General features: G+C 73.9%; 15 protein-coding genes. 5 read left to right on the plus strand and 10 right to left on the minus strand.

Going from position 1 to position 16,273, the window contains the following annotated elements; genetic code table 11:
* Positions 1–102: 102 nt before the first annotated feature.
* The 5 genes from ACFU7Z_RS06820 to ACFU7Z_RS06840 all read right to left on the minus strand — a co-directional run bounded on the left by ACFU7Z_RS06820 (position 103) and on the right by ACFU7Z_RS06840 (position 5,447).
* Positions 103–714, minus strand: a complete 612-nt coding sequence (locus ACFU7Z_RS06820; RefSeq protein WP_380776691.1) for a DUF4232 domain-containing protein — start codon at positions 712–714, stop codon at positions 103–105.
* A gap of 252 nt (positions 715–966) precedes the next feature.
* Positions 967–1,815, minus strand: coding sequence for an iron uptake transporter permease EfeU (efeU, locus tag ACFU7Z_RS06825; protein WP_074003651.1), 849 nt, complete (start codon positions 1,813–1,815; stop codon positions 967–969).
* A 48-nt stretch (positions 1,816–1,863) separates the two neighbouring features.
* Positions 1,864–3,165, minus strand: coding sequence for an iron uptake transporter deferrochelatase/peroxidase subunit (efeB, locus tag ACFU7Z_RS06830; RefSeq protein ID WP_049655800.1), 1,302 nt, complete (start codon positions 3,163–3,165; stop codon positions 1,864–1,866).
* A 114-nt stretch (positions 3,166–3,279) separates the two neighbouring features.
* A complete protein-coding gene (gene efeO / locus ACFU7Z_RS06835; RefSeq protein ID WP_049655802.1) occupies positions 3,280–4,428 on the minus strand; it encodes an iron uptake system protein EfeO in 1,149 nt (382 codons plus the stop codon).
* 194 nt (positions 4,429–4,622) lie between these two features.
* Entirely contained in the window at positions 4,623–5,447 is an 825-nt protein-coding gene (locus tag ACFU7Z_RS06840; protein ID WP_049655803.1) for an ABC transporter ATP-binding protein, read from the minus strand.
* Positions 5,448–5,649: 202 nt separating this feature from the next.
* Here ACFU7Z_RS06840 and ACFU7Z_RS06845 point away from each other — a divergent pair, with 202 nt between their 5' ends.
* Positions 5,650–7,749, plus strand: a complete 2,100-nt coding sequence (locus ACFU7Z_RS06845; RefSeq protein WP_380776693.1) for an amino acid adenylation domain-containing protein — start codon at positions 5,650–5,652, stop codon at positions 7,747–7,749.
* Between the two features lie 42 nt (positions 7,750–7,791).
* Here the strand turns inward: ACFU7Z_RS06845 and ACFU7Z_RS06850 are convergent, their stop codons facing one another.
* Together ACFU7Z_RS06850 and ACFU7Z_RS06855 are read right to left on the minus strand one after the other, a co-directional pair.
* Entirely contained in the window at positions 7,792–9,120 is a 1,329-nt protein-coding gene (locus ACFU7Z_RS06850) for a hypothetical protein (RefSeq protein WP_380776695.1), read from the minus strand.
* A 95-nt stretch (positions 9,121–9,215) separates the two neighbouring features.
* Positions 9,216–9,617 carry a GNAT family N-acetyltransferase gene (locus ACFU7Z_RS06855; protein ID WP_380776697.1) on the minus strand — a complete coding sequence of 134 codons (402 nt, stop codon included), beginning with the start codon at positions 9,615–9,617 and terminating at the stop codon, positions 9,216–9,218.
* Positions 9,618–9,776: 159 nt separating this feature from the next.
* On the opposite strand from ACFU7Z_RS06855, the gene ACFU7Z_RS06860 reads away from it, so the two are divergent.
* Positions 9,777–11,369, plus strand: a complete 1,593-nt coding sequence (locus ACFU7Z_RS06860; protein WP_074003656.1) for a M4 family metallopeptidase — start codon at positions 9,777–9,779, stop codon at positions 11,367–11,369.
* A gap of 10 nt (positions 11,370–11,379) precedes the next feature.
* Here ACFU7Z_RS06860 and ACFU7Z_RS06865 read toward each other — a convergent pair whose 3' ends face one another.
* The 3 genes from ACFU7Z_RS06865 to ACFU7Z_RS06875 are packed head-to-tail and all read right to left on the minus strand — an operon-like array spanning position 11,380 to position 13,723.
* Positions 11,380–12,411: a hypothetical protein gene (locus ACFU7Z_RS06865; RefSeq protein WP_380776699.1), complete on the minus strand. Its 1,032-nt coding sequence runs from the start codon at positions 12,409–12,411 to the stop codon at positions 11,380–11,382.
* A gap of 15 nt (positions 12,412–12,426) precedes the next feature.
* Entirely contained in the window at positions 12,427–12,822 is a 396-nt protein-coding gene (locus ACFU7Z_RS06870) for a hypothetical protein (RefSeq protein WP_380776701.1), read from the minus strand.
* Positions 12,823–12,832: 10 nt separating this feature from the next.
* Positions 12,833–13,723 (minus strand): glycerophosphodiester phosphodiesterase, encoded by an 891-nt coding sequence (locus ACFU7Z_RS06875; protein WP_380776703.1) that lies wholly within the window; start codon positions 13,721–13,723, stop codon positions 12,833–12,835.
* Between the two features lie 181 nt (positions 13,724–13,904).
* Between ACFU7Z_RS06875 and ACFU7Z_RS06880 the strand changes: the two genes are divergently transcribed.
* The 3 genes from ACFU7Z_RS06880 to ACFU7Z_RS06890 all read left to right on the plus strand — a co-directional run bounded on the left by ACFU7Z_RS06880 (position 13,905) and on the right by ACFU7Z_RS06890 (position 16,265).
* Positions 13,905–14,888, plus strand: a complete 984-nt coding sequence (locus ACFU7Z_RS06880; RefSeq protein ID WP_380776705.1) for an oxidoreductase — start codon at positions 13,905–13,907, stop codon at positions 14,886–14,888.
* Between the two features lie 74 nt (positions 14,889–14,962).
* Entirely contained in the window at positions 14,963–15,592 is a 630-nt protein-coding gene (locus ACFU7Z_RS06885; RefSeq protein WP_380776707.1) for a histidine phosphatase family protein, read from the plus strand.
* Positions 15,593–15,668: 76 nt separating this feature from the next.
* Positions 15,669–16,265 (plus strand): TetR/AcrR family transcriptional regulator, encoded by a 597-nt coding sequence (locus ACFU7Z_RS06890; protein WP_380776709.1) that lies wholly within the window; start codon positions 15,669–15,671, stop codon positions 16,263–16,265.
* Positions 16,266–16,273: the final 8 nt, after the last annotated feature.

The raw sequence follows: 16,273 nt of genomic DNA on the forward strand, positions 1-16,273 counted from the left end.
CCCCGGGGCGGTTCGGAAGAACCGGCCCGGGGGCTCCGTCGTGTCATCAGGCGAGCATCATCAGGTGGACATCGTCAACCGGACAGCATCAAGTGAACCGGATCAGTTGAACAGCACCTTCTCGTTGTTCGGCTGCAGGGTGCCGGTGGTCAGCCCGGCGGCCGAGACCAGCAGCTGACCGGCCGGCTTGCCGTCGGTGCCCAGCACCTCGGCGTTGACCGCCGTGGTCTCGTCCGGCACGGTGACCTGGAGGCCGGTGAGCACGTGGCAGGTCGCGTCCGACTTGTCGCAGGCGCTCCACTTGAGGCCCGCGTAGCCGGACTTGTTGGGCTTCAGGGTGACCAGCACCGCGGGCCCGGGGTGCGACTCGCGGTTGGCCGCCAGCGCGTCCGCGCTGTTGTCGGCCTTCAGGCCGCCGAAGCCCGGGTAGCCGTACAGGGTGCAGTTGTGGCTGCTCTTGTTCTTGATCGTCAGCATCGCCGAGCCCGCGCCCTTGAGCTGCACGGTGGCGGTGATGTCGTCGCTCTTGCAGCGCGAACCGGCCGCCTGGCCGGCCATCGGGTCGCCCGGGACGGTGGCCCCGGCGGCGCTCGCCTTCGGGTCGCCCGGCTTGTCGTCGGTGTACTTCACGTCGTCGCACGCGGTCAGCAACACGGTCGCCGCGAGGGCGGCGACACCGGCGGCGACTAACCTGGCAGGCCTGCGAACGGTCATGTTCCCCCCATGTGTGGGTAATGGCATGGTGCTGTCACCCTAAGTACGAAGGTGGTGGCGCAACGGTTCCACTGGGACTGCAGTTTGTCAGAGCTGACCGTTTTCGTCGTCTTCCTGACTGGTTCCGACCGCTCCTGGCGAGAACTGGCTCCGCTCATACCAAACCGCCCCGGCCGGCGGGTGCCGGACGGGGCGGTACGGGTGGAGCGGGGTGGAGCGGGTGCTACGGGTGGAGCAGGTCGAACGGCCGGATCAGGCGGCCGGCTTGGCGGCCACCGGCTGGGCGGGCTTCTTGCTCCTGCCGCCGCCGAGGACGTTGAAGAACACCGCCAGGGTCGGGACCAGGTAGAGCAGCCAGACCACCAGCTGCAGCACCGTCGGGTCCGGCTGGAAGTTGAACACGCCCTTCAGCAGGGTGCCGTACCAGCTGTCCTTGGGGATGGTGCTGGAGATGTCGAAGGCCATGTTGTGCAGGCCGGGCAGCCAGCCGGCCTCCTGGAGGTCGTGCACGCCGTAGGCGAGGACGCCGGCCGCGACCACGACCAGCATCGCGCCGGTCCAGGTGAAGAACTTGGCCAGGTTGATCTTCAGCGCGCCCCGGTAGAACAGCCAGCCGAGCACCACCGAGGTGAGCAGGCCGAGCGCGGCGCCGATCAGCGGGTTCCAGCCGTCCCCGGTGGCCTGGACGGCGGTCCAGATGAACAGGGACGTCTCCAGGCCCTCACGGCCGACGGCCAGGAAGGCGGTGACCACCAGGGCGGTGGTGCCCATCGCGATCGCCGCGTCCAGCTTGCCGTGCAGCTCGGTCTTCAGGTGCCGGGCGGTGCGCCGCATCCAGAAGACCATCCAGGTCACCAGGCCGACCGAGATGATCGACAGCGAGCCGCCGAGCGCCTCCTGGGCCTCGAAGGTGAGCTGCGAGGAGCCGAACTGGAGCACCGCGCCGAAGGCCATGGAGAGCGCCACGGCCGAGCCGACGCCGATCCACACCGGCGGCAGCCGGTCCTTGCGGCCGGTCTTGACCAGGTAGGCGATCAGGATGCAGACGACCAGGCTGGCTTCGAGGCCTTCGCGCAGGCCGATCAGGTAGTTGCCGAACACGCGGGCTCCTGGGGGGTGTCGAGATGGTACGGGAGAACAGGAGGGGTGTCAGCCGAAGAGGGCCTGGCCCCACCACTCCCCCGGCTTGCGCACGCCCGCCGGGCAGGCGAAGTGGGCGGAGCCGACGTGCTGGATGTACTCGTTGAGCTTGTCGCTCGCCGCGAGCTTCTGCTGGAGCGGGACGAAGGCCTTGCGGGTGTCGCGCTGGTAGGCGAGGAAGAACAGCCCGGCGTCCAGGCGGCCGAGACCGTCGGTGCCGTCGGTGAAGGAGAAGCCGCGGCGCAGGATCATCAGGCCGCTGTTGGCGTCCGGGTGGGCGAGGGCGACGTGCGAGGTCGCGGGCATCGCCGCGAGGTCCGGCGCGTCGTGCTCCTTGCCCTTGCCGTACGGGGCGCCCTCGCCCTTGGTGCGGCCGAAGGTGTCCTCCTGGTCCTTCAGCGAGGCGCGGTCCCAGGTCTCGATGTGCATCCGGATCCGCCGGGCGACCAGGTAGGAGCCGCCGGTCATCCACTCCGGGCCGTCGCCGGGGGCGGCCCAGACGTGGTCGGCCAGCTTCGCGCCGTCGGTGCCCGCGATGTTGTGGGTGCCGTCCTTGAACCCCATCAGATTGCGCGGGGTCTGCTCGTCCGGGGTGGTCGAGGAGGTCTTGCCGAAGCCGAGCTGCGACCAGCGGATGTTGACGGTGCCCATGCCGATCCGGGCCAGGTTGCGGATCGCGTGCACGGCGACCTGCGGGTCGTCGGCACAGGCCTGGACGCAGAGGTCGCCGCCGCTGCGGGTCGGGTCGAGCTTGTCGCCCTTGAAGTTCGGCAGGTCGATCAGGCCCTCGGGGCGCTTGGCCTGGAGGCCGAAACGGTCGACGCCGTCCTTCTCGAACAGGCTCGGCCCGAAGCCGATGGTCAGGGTGAGCCGGGAGGCGGGCAGGCCGAGGGCCTCGCCGGTGTCGTCCGGCGGCGCCTCCGGCGAGCCGGGCACCGCGCCGGTGCCGACCTCACGGCCGCCGGTCATCGCGGCGGCCGCCTTGGTCCACTCCTTGAGCAGCTTGACCAGGGACTCCCGGGTGGCCTTCTCGGAGACGTCGAAGGCGGCGAAGTGCAGCCGGTCCTGGACCGGGGTGGAGATGCCCGCCTGGTGCTCGCCGTAGAACGGCACCTCGGCGCCGACGGGGGCGGCGACCGGAACGGCGTCGTCCTGCCGGGTGGCCGCGGCGACCGAGCCGACGGCGGCGGCGCCGAGCGCGACGCCCGCGCCGGCCCAGCCGATGACGGCGCGTCGGCTGACCGCGCCCCTGGTCCCGGTGGCGTCGGCGGCGGCCGGCGTCCCGTTCTGCTGCTCGTTCTCCGCGTCCATCGGCGGGCGGGCCCTTCTACTGTGCTGGACTTCTGCGCTGACCCGCGGAGGCCGTGGGGCCCGGATCGCGGGCCGCCACGGCGTCGGCGGGGTACTTCGGGGTGGGGTGGCCGGTTACTTGACGACCACGGCGGCGGCCAGCTTCGACAGCGGCTCGCCCAGCGAGTTGACCGCGTCGGAGAAGGCCTTGCGCTCGGCCTCGGTGACCTTGTCGTAGGAGGTGAAGGTGCCGTCGGCCTGCTTGTACTTGGCCAGCAGGGTGTTGATGGCGGCGAACTCGGAGTCCAGCGTCTTCGCCAGCTCCGCGTCCTTCTCGGAGGCGACCGGCTTCAGCAGCTCGTAGGCCTTCTGCGCGCCCTCGACGTTGGCCTGGAAGTCGGCCAGGTCGGTGTGGCTGTAGCGGTCCTCCTCACCGGTGATCTTGTTGGTGGCGACCTCGTCCAGCAGCTCCTTGGCGCCGTTGGCCATGCTGGTCGCGGTGATCTCCGCCTCGGGGATCTTCTTCTGCCAGTCCTTGAGGTCGGCGACCAGCTGGTCGGCGAGCTTCTTCTCGTCGTCGCCGATCTTCGCGTCGGCCCAGAGCGACTTCTCCAGCTTGTGCCAGCCGGTCCAGGCCTGGCCCGGCTCCAGCTTGTCCTCGCGGGTGTCGGTCTTCGGGTCGACGTCGCCGAAGCTCTCGGCGACCGGCTCGGTGCGCTCCCAGCCGGTGCGCGAGGGCGCGTAGAGCGACTTGGCCTTCTCCAGGTCGTCCGCCTTGATCGCGGCGGCGAAGGCCTCGACGGCCGGGATGGTGGCGTCGGCCTGCTCCTGGGCGTACTTCCGGTAGGCGTCGACGGCGGCGGCCAGGCGCGGGTCGGCCGGCGCGGCGCTGCCGCCCTCGCCGGTGACGGTGATCTTCTGGCGGATGCCGTTGCCGACCATGCCGGGCTTGCAGGCGATCTCGTACGAGCCGGCCTTGATCTCGGCGTTGATGCTCGCCTTGGTGCCGGGGCCGATGTTCTCGCGCTCGGTGACGATCTTGTCGCCGTCGCCGTAGACGTAGACCTCGGTGGTCTTGGAGCCCTTGTTGCTGATGTCCAGGACGACGTGGCCGGCCGGGAAGGTGGTCTTGGAGACCTCGCAGGCGGTGTCGGTCGCGTTCACCTTGACCGCGTCGGAGCCGCCGGCCTTGTCGTCCTTCTTGGACGCGCAGCCGGCCAGGGCTGCGGTCGCCACGGCGAGGGTGAGCAGCGCGGCTGCGGTGGAACGGCGACGGGCGGACATGCGGGCTCCAACGGGAAAGGGCATGGGTGTGCCAAGGCAGTGCGGCCGGCCGGGGACCAGCAGACCATCATTAGCTAAGGCATACCTTACGTAAAGACGATTTTCCGTCTACACCCACCCCCTGAACCGTTACCGTCCCGGTGTCCGGCGGGCGGCCGTCCTGCCCGGCAGGCCGCCACCGTCCCGGCCGGCGGCTACCGTCCCGGTGTCCGGCGGGCCGCGGCCCGGGCCGTCCAGCGGCCCTCGTGCCGGCTGATCCGGATCGGGTGGCCGAAGGTCTCGCTGATCAGCTCCGTGGTCATCACCTCGTCCACCGGCCCGGCCGCCACACACTCGCCGCCGCGCAGCAGCAGGGCGTGGGTGGTGCTCTCCGGCAGCTCCTCCAGGTGGTGCGTGACCAGCACGCTGGCCAGCTCCGGGTGCTGGTGGCGCAGCAGGTCCAGGCTGTCCAGCAGCAGCTCCCGGGCGGTCAGGTCGAGCCCGGTGGCGGGCTCGTCGAGCAGCAGCAGCCGGGGACTGGGCATCAGCGCTCGGGCGATCAGGGCCCGGCCGCGCTCGCCCTGGGAGAGCGTCGTCCACGCGGCCTCGGCCATCGCGCGCATGCCGAGCGTGTCGATCAGCTGCTCGGCCCGCTCCAGCGCCTCCGGGGCCGGCTTGCGGTGGAACTCCGGCTCGATCGTGTTGGTGTAGCCGGTGAGCACCACCTCGCGCACGCTCAGCGGCGAGCGCAGCGGGTGGCGCGGGTTGACGTGCCCGAGGTGGGCGCGCAGCTCGCGGACGTCCACCCGGCCGAGCCGGCGGCCAAGCACGTCCACCTCGCCGCGGGTGGGGTGGGAGACGGCGCCGAGCAGTGCGAGCAGGGTGGACTTGCCGGCGCCGTTGGGGCCGAGCAGCGCCCAGTGCTCGCCGGGCCGGATCTCCAGGGTGATCCCGCGCAGCAGGTGGCGGCCGTCGCGCACGACGTCCACGTCGCGGGTGCGCAGCACCGGCCCGGCGAAGTCGGGGGCGGATGAGTTCATGGGACTCCGATCACGGTGCCGGGCAGGGTGCGGGCGGGGCGCCGCACGGGACGGTCCGGCGCCGTCCGTCCGCGTGCAGAGTACAACCGTCGAGTCGCGGGAGGTCGGGGCGTCCGAGGGGTGGACGCGCCAGAACCCTGTCGCCCGGCGGGAGTTGGGAGGAGGATGGTGCCCTTTCCGAGGGGGGACGAGGGGGGACTCGATGACCGCGGACGGGGAACGGGCCGCCGGCACGCTGCACGGGCTGGTCGAGGAACGGGCCCGCCGGGCGCCGGCCGCGGTGGCCGTGCGCTGCGGCGGGCAGGAGCTCACGTACGGGGAGCTGGTGGAGCGGGCCGGGCGGCTGGCCGCCGTGCTGGCGGAGCGGGGCCTGGCCCCGGGCGGGCGGGCGGCGGTCGCGCTGGGCCGGGGCACCGAGGTGTACGTGGCGCTGCTGGCCGTGCTGACGGCGGGCGCGGCGTTCGTGCCGCTGGAGCCCACCGCGCCGGAGGCGCTGCTGCGGCACGTGCTGGCGGACGCCGCACCGGACGTGGTGGTGACCGAGGAGCGCCACCGGGTCCGGCTGGCGGACGCGGGCGGGGCGCCGCTGGTCTGCGTCGACACGGCCGCCCCCGCGCGGGCCCCGTTCGAGCCGCCCGAGGTCACCGCCGCCGACCTCGCCTGCGTCTTCTACACCTCCGGCTCCACCGGCCTGCCCCTCGGCGCGCTGATCGAGCACCGCAACCTGCTGGCCGCGTACGAGGGCTGGCGCGAGGTGTACGGGCTCACCGCCGAGGACCGGATCCTGCAGACCGCGAGCCTGGAGTTCGACGTCTTCACCGCCGACTGGGTCCGGGCCCTCGGCACCGGCGCGACCCTGGTCGTCACCCCGTTCAACCTCACCCTGGACCGCGCCGCCGACCTCGGCGCGCTGCCCGCCCTGGTCGCCGCCGAGCGGATCACCGTCCTGGAGCTGAACGTCCGCACCGCGCGCCGGCTGACCGCCCTGCTGGCGCGGACCGGCGGCAGGCTGCCCGGGGTTCGACTGCTCACCGTGGGCGCCGAGAAGTGGTACCTGGACGAGCAGTTGGGCCTGCAGCGGCTGCTCGGCGGGGAGGCGAGGGTGCTGAACGTCTACGGGCTGGCCGAGGCCACCGTGGACAGCACCTGGTTCGACGCCCGGGGCACCGCGGCCGCCGAGGGCGCCGAACGGGTCTCGCTGGTCGGCCGGCCCTTCCCCGGCACCCGGGTGTACGTGCTGGGCCCGAACGGCACCCCCGTCAAGCAGGGCATGACGGGGGAGATCGCGATCGCCGGCGCCGGCCTGGCCCGCGGCTACCTGAACCGGCCGGCGGACACCGCCCGCCGCTTCGTCCGCGCGGACTTCGACCCGGACGGCCGGGTGCTGCTGACCGGCGACCTCGGGGTGCTGCGGGCGGACGGCGTGCTGGAGTTCACCGCCCGGGCCGCGACCGTGGTCGGCCCGCTCGGCGCGGAGCGGCCGACCGGCGTGCTGGCGCGGGTGCGGGCGGCGGTCCACGCGGAGGGCGCGCTGCGCGGGCACCCGGCGGTGCGGGAGGCGGCCGTCGTCTACGTGGAGCCGGTACCGGGGCGGCGGCGGCTGGTCGGCTACGCGGTGACCGATCCGGCCGTGTACGGGGCGGACGGCTGGTCGCTCTCCCAGTACCTGGAGAGGAAGCTCAGGGGCCGCCCGGTGCCCGCCGCCGTCGTCACGCTGCGCGAGCTGCCGCGCACCCGGGCGGGCAAGCTGGACCGCGCGGCACTGCCGCTGCCGGCCCCGCCGGAGCACGCCGCCCCGAGCTCCGCCAAGGCGGGCGGGCGGAGCGGCGGCAAGGGCGGCGGCAAGGCCGGGGGCCGGCGTTCCGGGGACGCGGGCTTCACCGGCGGCTGCGCGGCGGTGGTCTGCGTGCTGGTGTTCGCCTTCGCGGCCTGGGCGATGACCTTCGCGCTCTTCCCCGGCTCGACCGACCTCACGGGAGTCCCCTCCCCGTACCGCGGCTTCTTCCAGCTGCTGTACCTCTGCGAGAACCTGGCCTTCGGCGCCGGGATCGTCTACCTCACCATCGGTTTCGAGGCCGTCCTGCGGCTGGGCAGGCCGTTCGGGCTGTCGGTGCTGACCCATCTGGCGATCGCCTGGCTGCTGGTCAACTGGTGGCCGCAGGACAACCTCTACCGGCTCACCAGGGCCACCGACTGGCCGCGCGAGACGGCGATGGTGTTCGCGTTCAACGTCCCGCTGATGCTCGCGGCGCTGGTGCTGGTGCGCTTCGTGCTCTGGCGGCCGCCGGCCGGGAAGGAGTGACGGGACCCCGGCGGCGGCTCAGCACAGCACCTCGCCGGCGGCTCAGCGCAGCGCCTCGAACATCCGGGCCAGCCCGTGGTTCGCGGCGGCGACCAGCGCCTCGGCCGCGTCCAGCGACTCGGTGTCCGGCCCGGCCAGGGCGAGGCCGACGAAGGGCTCCGGCTCGCGGGAGGCGGTCGGGATCAGCGGCAGCAGGGTGACGCCGAGCCGGGCGCAGCGCGGCCGCAGCCGTTCCAGGTGGTCGTGCAGCGCGGCCTGGTCGAGCCGGGCGCCGAGCGGCATCGCGTCCAGGGTGCGGACCAGGTGGCCGGGGCCGCGCACCGCGTCGAGGCGGGCGCGCAACACGAGGGCGACGGCCGGCCCGGTGAGCCGCAGGTTGATCTCGGTGGGGGCGAGCCGGCGCTCCCGGTCGGTGACGAAGTCGACGTCGTACCAGCCCCGGTAGCCCTCGGCGGCCAGCCGCTCCCCCACCGCCACGGCGAACCGGCGGGCGGTGTCGGCGGCGTCCCTCGGCACCGCGCCGGGGCCGACGGTGACGCCCTGGTAGCGGGTGCCGGCCACCTCCATGGCGCCCGCGCCGACCGGGTGGACGGCACCGTCCGGGCCGACCAGGGCGTCCTGGGTGAGGTCGCGAAGCCGGGCGGACGGGCCGGCGTCGACGTACTCCTCCAGCAGCAACTCCCCGTCGGCGGGCAGGAGTTCGGTGCGGACCAGGCGCCGCAGCAGGGCCCCGCCGCCGCCTGCGGCGAACAGTTCGGCGGGCTCCACCACGACGGTGCCGTAGCCGCCGACGCCGTACGGGCTCTTCAGCACCGTGGTCAGGCCCCGGACGGCGCGGGCGGTCAGCCGGCGGGCCGCCCGGCGCCGACCGCCCGGGCGCTCCTGGTGCGGCACCCGGATGCCGGGATGCCCGGGGGCGAGGGCGGTGAACAGGTCGTGCGCGGCGGCCTTGGACTCGTAGCGGCGGACGGCGGCCAGCTCGGGCCCCTCGCCCTGCGCGGCCGTCCGGCCCCACCCCACCACCGGACGGCCGGAGTCGGCGATCCGGGCCGCCAGGGCGGGACGGTCGGCGAGGGCCTCGGCCACCGTGCGGTCCGGTGCCACGCCGCTGTGCACCTCGACCGGGCCCCAGGCCAACTCCCGGGCCAGCCAGTCGGTCCACTCCGGGGCGACCTCGGCAGGCAGCACCAGCAGCGCCGGCTCGGGGCTGTAGCAGGCGGCCAGGCAGGCGTAGTGGTGGGCGTGCCGCAGCCGTCGCAGGCGCTGCGTCGGGTCCATACCGGGGGCGAGGAACTGCGCGTTGAAGTCCGCGACGTCGCCCACGTGGACCGCCGCCCGGCCGCCGGCCCAGACCCCCACCCATCCGTCCATGGGGCGGAAGCGTAGAGCCTCGGCGGGCCGGCCGCCCAGTGTCGGAGCACCGGAGGTCTGGCGGCCCGGCAGCCCGACGGCCCGGCGGCAAGGTGTCAGAGCGCCAACAGCCCGGCGTCGGTGGGGCGCAGACCGCAGGCGTCGAGGTAGAAGGGGCGCAGGTGCGGCTCGAAGTCGACGTGCAGCCAGGCGCAGCCGGCCGCGCGGGCGCCGTCGGCGGCCTCCGTGACCAGCCGGGTGGCGACGCCCTGCCGCCGGGTGTCCGGGGAGACCGCGGTGTCGAGCAGGAAGGCGTGGACGCCGCCGTCCCAGGCGAGGTTGACGAAGCCGAGCAGGGCGCCGTCGGCGGTGCGGCGGGCGGTGACCCAGCCGAGGCTGTGCCGTTCCAGCCGGGCGAGCCGGCCGCCGGGTTCCACGGGGTGGCCGAAGGCCTCGGCGTGCAGGGCGTCGAGTTCGGGATCGGTGAGCGGGCCGCGCCACAGGTAGTCGATCGTCACGACGGCACTGTAGAGCCCTTGTTAACTTCCGATCATTTTTTATCGACCAAGGACACGACTTGGCAAAGTTATGACCTTTCCTCTAGCTCAATCTGACTGACCCCCGTCAATCTCGGTCGCAGCTCCTTTCCCTGCACAGCTACCCCCACTGGAGTCCGAGTGATCCCCACGTCCTCCTCCCGCCGTGCCCGCGTGGCCGCGGCCTTCGTGGTCGTCGCCGCCCTCGCCGGCGCCACCGTCCCGGCCGCCACCGCCTCCGCCGCCCCCGGCATGCGCGAGGCCGCGATATCCCAGGCCCGCGCCAACGTCGCCCACAACGCGGGGGTGTTCGGCTTCGGCGCCGGCCAGGACCTCGTGCTCAAGGACGTCGTGGTCGACGCCGACGGTGCCACCCACGTCCGCTTCGACCGGACCTTCCAGGGCCTGCCGGTGGTCGGCGGCGACCTGGTCGTCCACCAGGACGCCAAGGGCCGGCTCAAGGACTCCTCCCGCGCGGCCGCCCACGACGCCGCCGTGAAGTCGACCGTCCCCAAGGTGACCGCGCAGTCCGGCGCGGCCGGCGCGCTGGCCGCCGCCCCGGGTGTCAAGGATGCCGTCAGCAGCCCCGAGCTGGTCGTCTGGGCCGCCGACGGCACCCCCCGGCTGGCCTGGCGTACCACCGTCGAGGGCACCGGCGAGCACGGCCAGCCAGCAGGCAAGGTGGTCGTCACCGACGCCACCACGGGCGAGCAGATCGAGTCCTACGACGCCGAGCACCAGGCGGCCGGCACCGGGAACTCCGAGTACACCGGCACGGTCACCATCGACACCACCGCCGCGAACGGCGGCTACACCCTGACCGACCCGGTCCGCGGCCACGTCACCAAGGACGCCAACAACGTCGCCGCGAGCTCGCTCAAGGCCTCCTCCGGCACCGCGATCACCAGCACCACCAACGTCTGGGGCGACGGAAAGAAGTTCTCCTCCAACCGCACCACCGCCGCCGTCGACGCCCACGCCAACACCGCCTGGACGTACGACTACTACAAGAACGTCCACGGCCGCAGCGGCATCAAGAACGACGGCAAGGGCGCCACCGTCTTCGTCCACGTCGGCACCAACTGGGACAACGCCCAGTGGTCCGACACCTGCTTCTGCATGATGACCGGCGACGGCGACGGCACCACCGACCCGGAGCAGGTGGACCTCGACACCATGGGCCACGAGATGACCCACGGCGTCACCAGCGCCACCGCCAACCTGCGCTACAGCGGCGAGTCCGGCGGCCTCAACGAGTCCACCAGCGACATCTTCGGCACCATGGTCGAGTGGTACGCCAACAACAGCGTCGACAAGGGCGACTACCTGTTCAGCGACCAGTCCACCCCGCCGTGGCTGCGCCGCTTCGACAAGCCCTCGCTGGACGGCCGTTCGGCCGACTGCTGGAGCAGCGGCGTCGGCAAGCTCGACGTCCACTACTCCTCGGGCGTCGGCAACCACTGGTTCTACCTGGCCAGCGAGGGCAGCGGCACCAAGACCGTCAACGGCGTCACCTACACCAGCCCGACCTGCAACAACTCCACGCTGGCCGGTATCGGCAACGCCAAGGTCGCCAAGATCTGGTACCGCGCGCTGACCGTCTACATGACCTCCACCACCACCTACAAGGGCGCCCGCTCCGCCTCCCTGAACGCGGCCCGCGACCTGTACGGCGCCGGCAGCGCCGAGTACAACGCGGTCGCGGCGGCCTGGAGCGGCGTCAACGTCAACTGACGTACTTCTGTTAGTGGTTGAAGCCCACGTGGCAGTGGTCGTGGTGGGTGTCGTCGGTGAAGAACTGGTTGCCGACGCCGCCCGGGACCGCCACCGGACCGCCCACGTTGTACGAACCGGCGGCGGCCGCGTCCCGCATGAAGGACTCGACCAGCTGCCGGGACGTACCCGGGTCCACCACCGCCAGGCCGTCGATCCGCCAGACGTCGAAGGCCCGGCCCAGCGGATGGTCGCTGGGCCGGGTCGTCCCGAAGACGTCCAGCGGGTGGCCGGTCCGCACCACGCTCACCGAGAGCGTGTACGGGCCGGCCAGCCGCAGCATCGCCTCCAGCACGCTGTCGTGGACCGTGCCGCCGCGCAGGTCGGCGGCGGCCTCCGGCGGCAGCTCGATCCGGGGCTCGGCCAGCACCCGGGCCACCGCGGGCGACGGCGCGGCGGCGGCCGGGCCCGCGACACCCGGACGCAGGTCGGTGACGGTCCAGCGCGGCTCGGCCCGGCCCAGCCGGACGTCCACCGTGGTGCCGCCCTCGGCCACCGAGCCGTCCGGGCCGCGGGTCCACTGGCGGCACACCACCAGCACGCTCGCCGAGTCGTCGAGGATGCCGCCGTACTGGGCGACCACCACCTCCAGGCTCGCTTCCGACGCCGCCGGGGCCAACGGACCGGCGGCATCGGCCAGCGCGGGCGGCAGGCCGAGCGCCGCCACCCGGGCCCGGGCCGCCTCCACCCCCTGCCCGCCGGGCGGCCAGTCGCCGAGCGCGGCGACCAGCTCGACGGCGCGGCGCTTGACGTCGGGCTGGATCTCGCCGGGGCCGGGCTGCCAGAGGGGCGGGCGGGGCAGCGGGGTGACCGTGGGCGTGGGCGTTTCGGGCGCGGGTGTTGCGGTCGGTGTTCCCGGCGTCGTCGCGCTCGGACTCGGCCCGGCCGCCCGTGACGTGCTCCCGCCCGTACACCCCGCCGCGCCCAGCGCCAGCGCCGCCGCCGCACCCGCCCGCAGCACCCCGCGCCGGTCCGGACCCCGGCCGCCGTCTCCACCCGTCATGCCGTCAGTATGCGGCTACGGCAGCTCCGGGGGCCGCAGGCCGTAGCGGCCCTCCTCGGTCCGCACGATCCAGGCGGGCTCGCCGACCTTCGCCCGCAGCAGCGCCATCGGGTACCTCAGCTCGTGGGGGTGGAGCGACGCGTCGTAGACCTTCCACAGGATCCTGTCCGGCGCGTGCACGCCCTCGCCCAGCTCGATCAGGCCGCGCAGCAGCTTGACGTCCGAGCGGTGCAGCCGGACCTCACGGCCGTCCACGGTGACGACCTGGGTGTCCAGGTCGATGACGAGGCGCCCGTCGAAGGCGGTCAGCGAGCCCTGCGGCTCCAGGACCACGCCGAGGTGCCGGCGGATCCAGTCCGCCCCGGCCTGTTCGTCCACCGGCCGGGCCCCCGCCGCGTTCTCCTGCTCCACGCCCGGCAGCCTAACCGGCGGCGCCCGGCGCCGACCAGGCCGCGCTCCAACCGGCCAGCTCGGCCGGTCGGTTGGTGATGATCCCGTCCACGCCCGCCGCCGCGAGCACCTGCCAGCGGGCGGGCCGGTCGACCGTCCAGACGTTCACCGCCACCCCGGCGGCGTGCAGTTCCCCGACCACGCCGGGGCGGGCGGACAGCGCGTCGTCCGCGAGGTTGTAGGCGGCCAGGCCGAGGTCGCGGGCGACCGCCACCGGGTCGGCGTCCAGGGTGGAGCGGAGCAGGCCGAGCGGCAGCTCGGGGGCCAGCTCGCGGGTGTGGCGCAGGGCGTCGACCTCGAAGCTCTGGACGAGGACCCGGTCGGCCATGCCGTGGTCGCGCACCTCCTGGACGATCCGGGCGACCTCGTCGCGGCTGTGCGGGCCCTTGATCTCCAGCAGCAGGCTGCCGCCGCGGGTGCGCAGGTCCTCCAGCTGGGCGGCCAGGGTCGGCAGCCGGGTGCCCGCGTACGCGGGGGCGAACCAGGAGCCGGCGTCCAGCGCGTCGAGCTGGGCGGCGGTCAGCTCGCGGATCCGGCCGGTGCCGTCGGTGGTGCGGTCCACCGTGTCGTCGTGCAGCACGTACGGGACGCCGTCCCTGCTGGGCTGGACGTCGTCCTCGATCCACTCGGCGCCGGCCCGCCGGGCCACCTCGTCGGAGACCAGGGTGTTCTCGGGCGCGGCGGAGGAGGCGCCGCGGTGCGCGTACACGGTCGGCGGCGCACCGGCCGGGCGCAGCCGGGCGGCGGACGGTCGTGCCGGTGTCCCGGTGAGCGCGACGGCGCCGAGGGCGGCCCCGAGCAGCGCGGCGACGAGGACGACCTGTCGGGTGTAGGGGTGCCGGGGGTGCCGTTGGGGTGTCATGTCCCGCACGCTACGGTCGGCGGGACGCGCCCTCGCCACCGACACCGGTGTGCCCGGCCGACATGACGACGGACGGCGGAACGCCCGGCCACCCCTCCCCCAACGCGGCCACCGCCCCCATCCTCATGGACATGTTCGAATCACTGGCGGTCAGGCCGGTTCAGTAGCGATCATGACCGGCATGACGTCCGACAGCACCGCCGCCACCCCCGCCACCACCGCAGCCGCCGCCGCAGCCGCCGCAGCCGCCGCAGCCGCCGCCGGCACCTGGAAGCTCGGCGACCGCACCGTCCACCGGATCGGCTTCGGCACGATGCGCCTGCCGCAGACCGGCCCGGCACTCGTCCCGCACGCCGTCCCGCGCGACCGTGAGCAGGCGCTGCGGGTGCTGCGCCGCGCGGTCGAGCTGGGCGTCAACCACATCGACACGGCGGCCTTCTACTTCTCCCCGCTGCGCTCCGCCAACGAGCTGATCAACCGGGCGCTCGCGCCGTACGCCGACGACCTGGTGATCGCCACCAAGGTCGGCCCCGGCCGCGGCATCGACGGCGAGTGGGTCGAGCACGCCCGCACCCCCGCGCGGCTGCGCGCCCAGGTCGAGCAGAACCTGCGCCAGCTCGGCCGCGACCACCTCGACCTGGTGAACCTGCGCATCCTCGGTACCGACTCGGTTGCCGAACGCTTCGGCGCGCTGGCCGAGTTGCGCGAGGCCGGGCTGATCCGGCAGCTGGGCCTGTCCAACGTCCACCCGCACCAGCTCGCCGAGGCTCAGGCCATCGCGCCGGTGGTCTGCGTGCAGAACCCGTACGGCATCGGCGCCACGCCGGAGCAGGACGAGCTGCTGCGGATCTGCGGGGAGCAGGGCATCGCCTTCGTCCCCTTCTACGCGATCGCCGGGGCCGGACGGCAGGACGGCGCCGGGGAGGCCGAGCCCGCCCAGGTCCGGGCGGTGGCCGAGGCACGCGGGGCGAGCACCGCCCAGGTCCGGCTGGCCTGGACGCTGCACCGCGGCCCGCACGTGCTGGCCATCCCGGGCACCGGCGACGTGGCGCACCTGGAGGAGAACATCGCCGCCGGGGCGCTGCGGCTGTCGGCGGAGGAGCTGGCGCTGCTGGACGAGGCCCACGCGGGCCGGGCCCACGCGGACGCGGCCCCCACGGGCTGAGCCGGAACCGGGCGCGGCCCCGGTGTGTCACTCGGGACGACATGATCTTCGTCCCTCCCGAGGAGTCCCACGGCATGACCGACACCGCCACCCGCTACCTCTACCTGGCCCGCCACGGCGAGGCCGAGTCCCACGGCGACCACAGCGGACTCACCGCCGCCGGGCGCCGGCAGGCCGCGCTGCTGGGCCGGCGGCTGGCCGGGCGCCCGGTCTCGGTGCTGCACCACGGTCCGCTGCCCCGGGCGGCCGAGACCGCGCGGCTGGTCGCGGAGCAGCTGACCGGCGTGCGGCCGGAACCCTGCGAGGAGGCCGGGGACTTCGTTCCGTACGTGCCCGCGCGGGACGAACTGCCCGACGACGGCGCGCGGTTCCTACTGGACTTCCTCGGGGGAACCACGGCGGCGGAGCGGGAGGAGGGCGCGGTGCTGGCGCGGCGGGCCGTCGAACGGTTCACCGGGCCGGTGCCGGGCCGCGAGGAGCGGCACGAACTGGTCGTCACCCACGCCTTCCTGGTCGGCTGGCTGGTCCGGCACGCCCTGGACGCCCCGGCCTGGCGGTGGCTCGGCGTCAACGCCGCCAACGCGGCGCTGACCGTCCTGCGCTACACGCCCGGACGGCCGCCCGCCGTCCTGCTGCTGAACGACCAGGGCCACCTGCCGGAGGAGCTGCACTGGACCGGCTACCCGCCCCAGTACCGTTTCTGACGATCAGTCAACCATCGCTCAAGAGAGGCTCGAAGGCCCGTCGACAGGAATATGCAGACCGGTCTACTATCGCCGCATGGGAGTCAAGGGTGAGGAGACCCGGGCCCGGCTGATCGCCGGCACCAGGGAACTGATCGAGGCGCAGGGCTACTTCGGGACGGGACTCAACCGGATCGTGGCCGCCACCGGCGCCCCGCGCGGCTCGCTCTACTTCCACTTCCCCGGCGGCAAGGACCAGTTGGTGGCCGCCGCGCTCACCCAGGCCGGCCAGGAGGTCGAGGCGCTGCTCGCCTCCCTGGCCGGCGAGGGCGCCGGCACCGTCACCCTCGCCGGGCGGCTGATCGACGCCTTCGCCGAACGGCTGGAACGCTCCCGGTACACCAGCGGCTGCCCGATCGCCACCGTCGCCCTGGAGGTGGCCGGCACCAACGAGGCGCTGCGGGCGCTCTGCGCCGAGCTGTACGCGGGCTGGCAGCGGATCCTGGCCGACCGGCTGGAGGGCGAGGGCTTCAGCCCGGCGGAGGCCCGGGTCGCCGCCGGGCAGACCCTCGCCCTGGTGGAGGGCGCCGTCCTGCTCGCCTCCGTCCGGCGCGGCCCCGAACCGCTGAACCACGCCCGGCAGGCCGTCCGGCGGCTGCTCGGCGCCACGCAGGACCACGCAGGCACCACCTGAACCCGAAC

The sequence above is a fragment of the Kitasatospora sp. NPDC057518 genome, from assembly GCF_042802075.1.
GTDB lineage: Bacteria > Actinomycetota > Actinomycetes > Streptomycetales > Streptomycetaceae > Kitasatospora.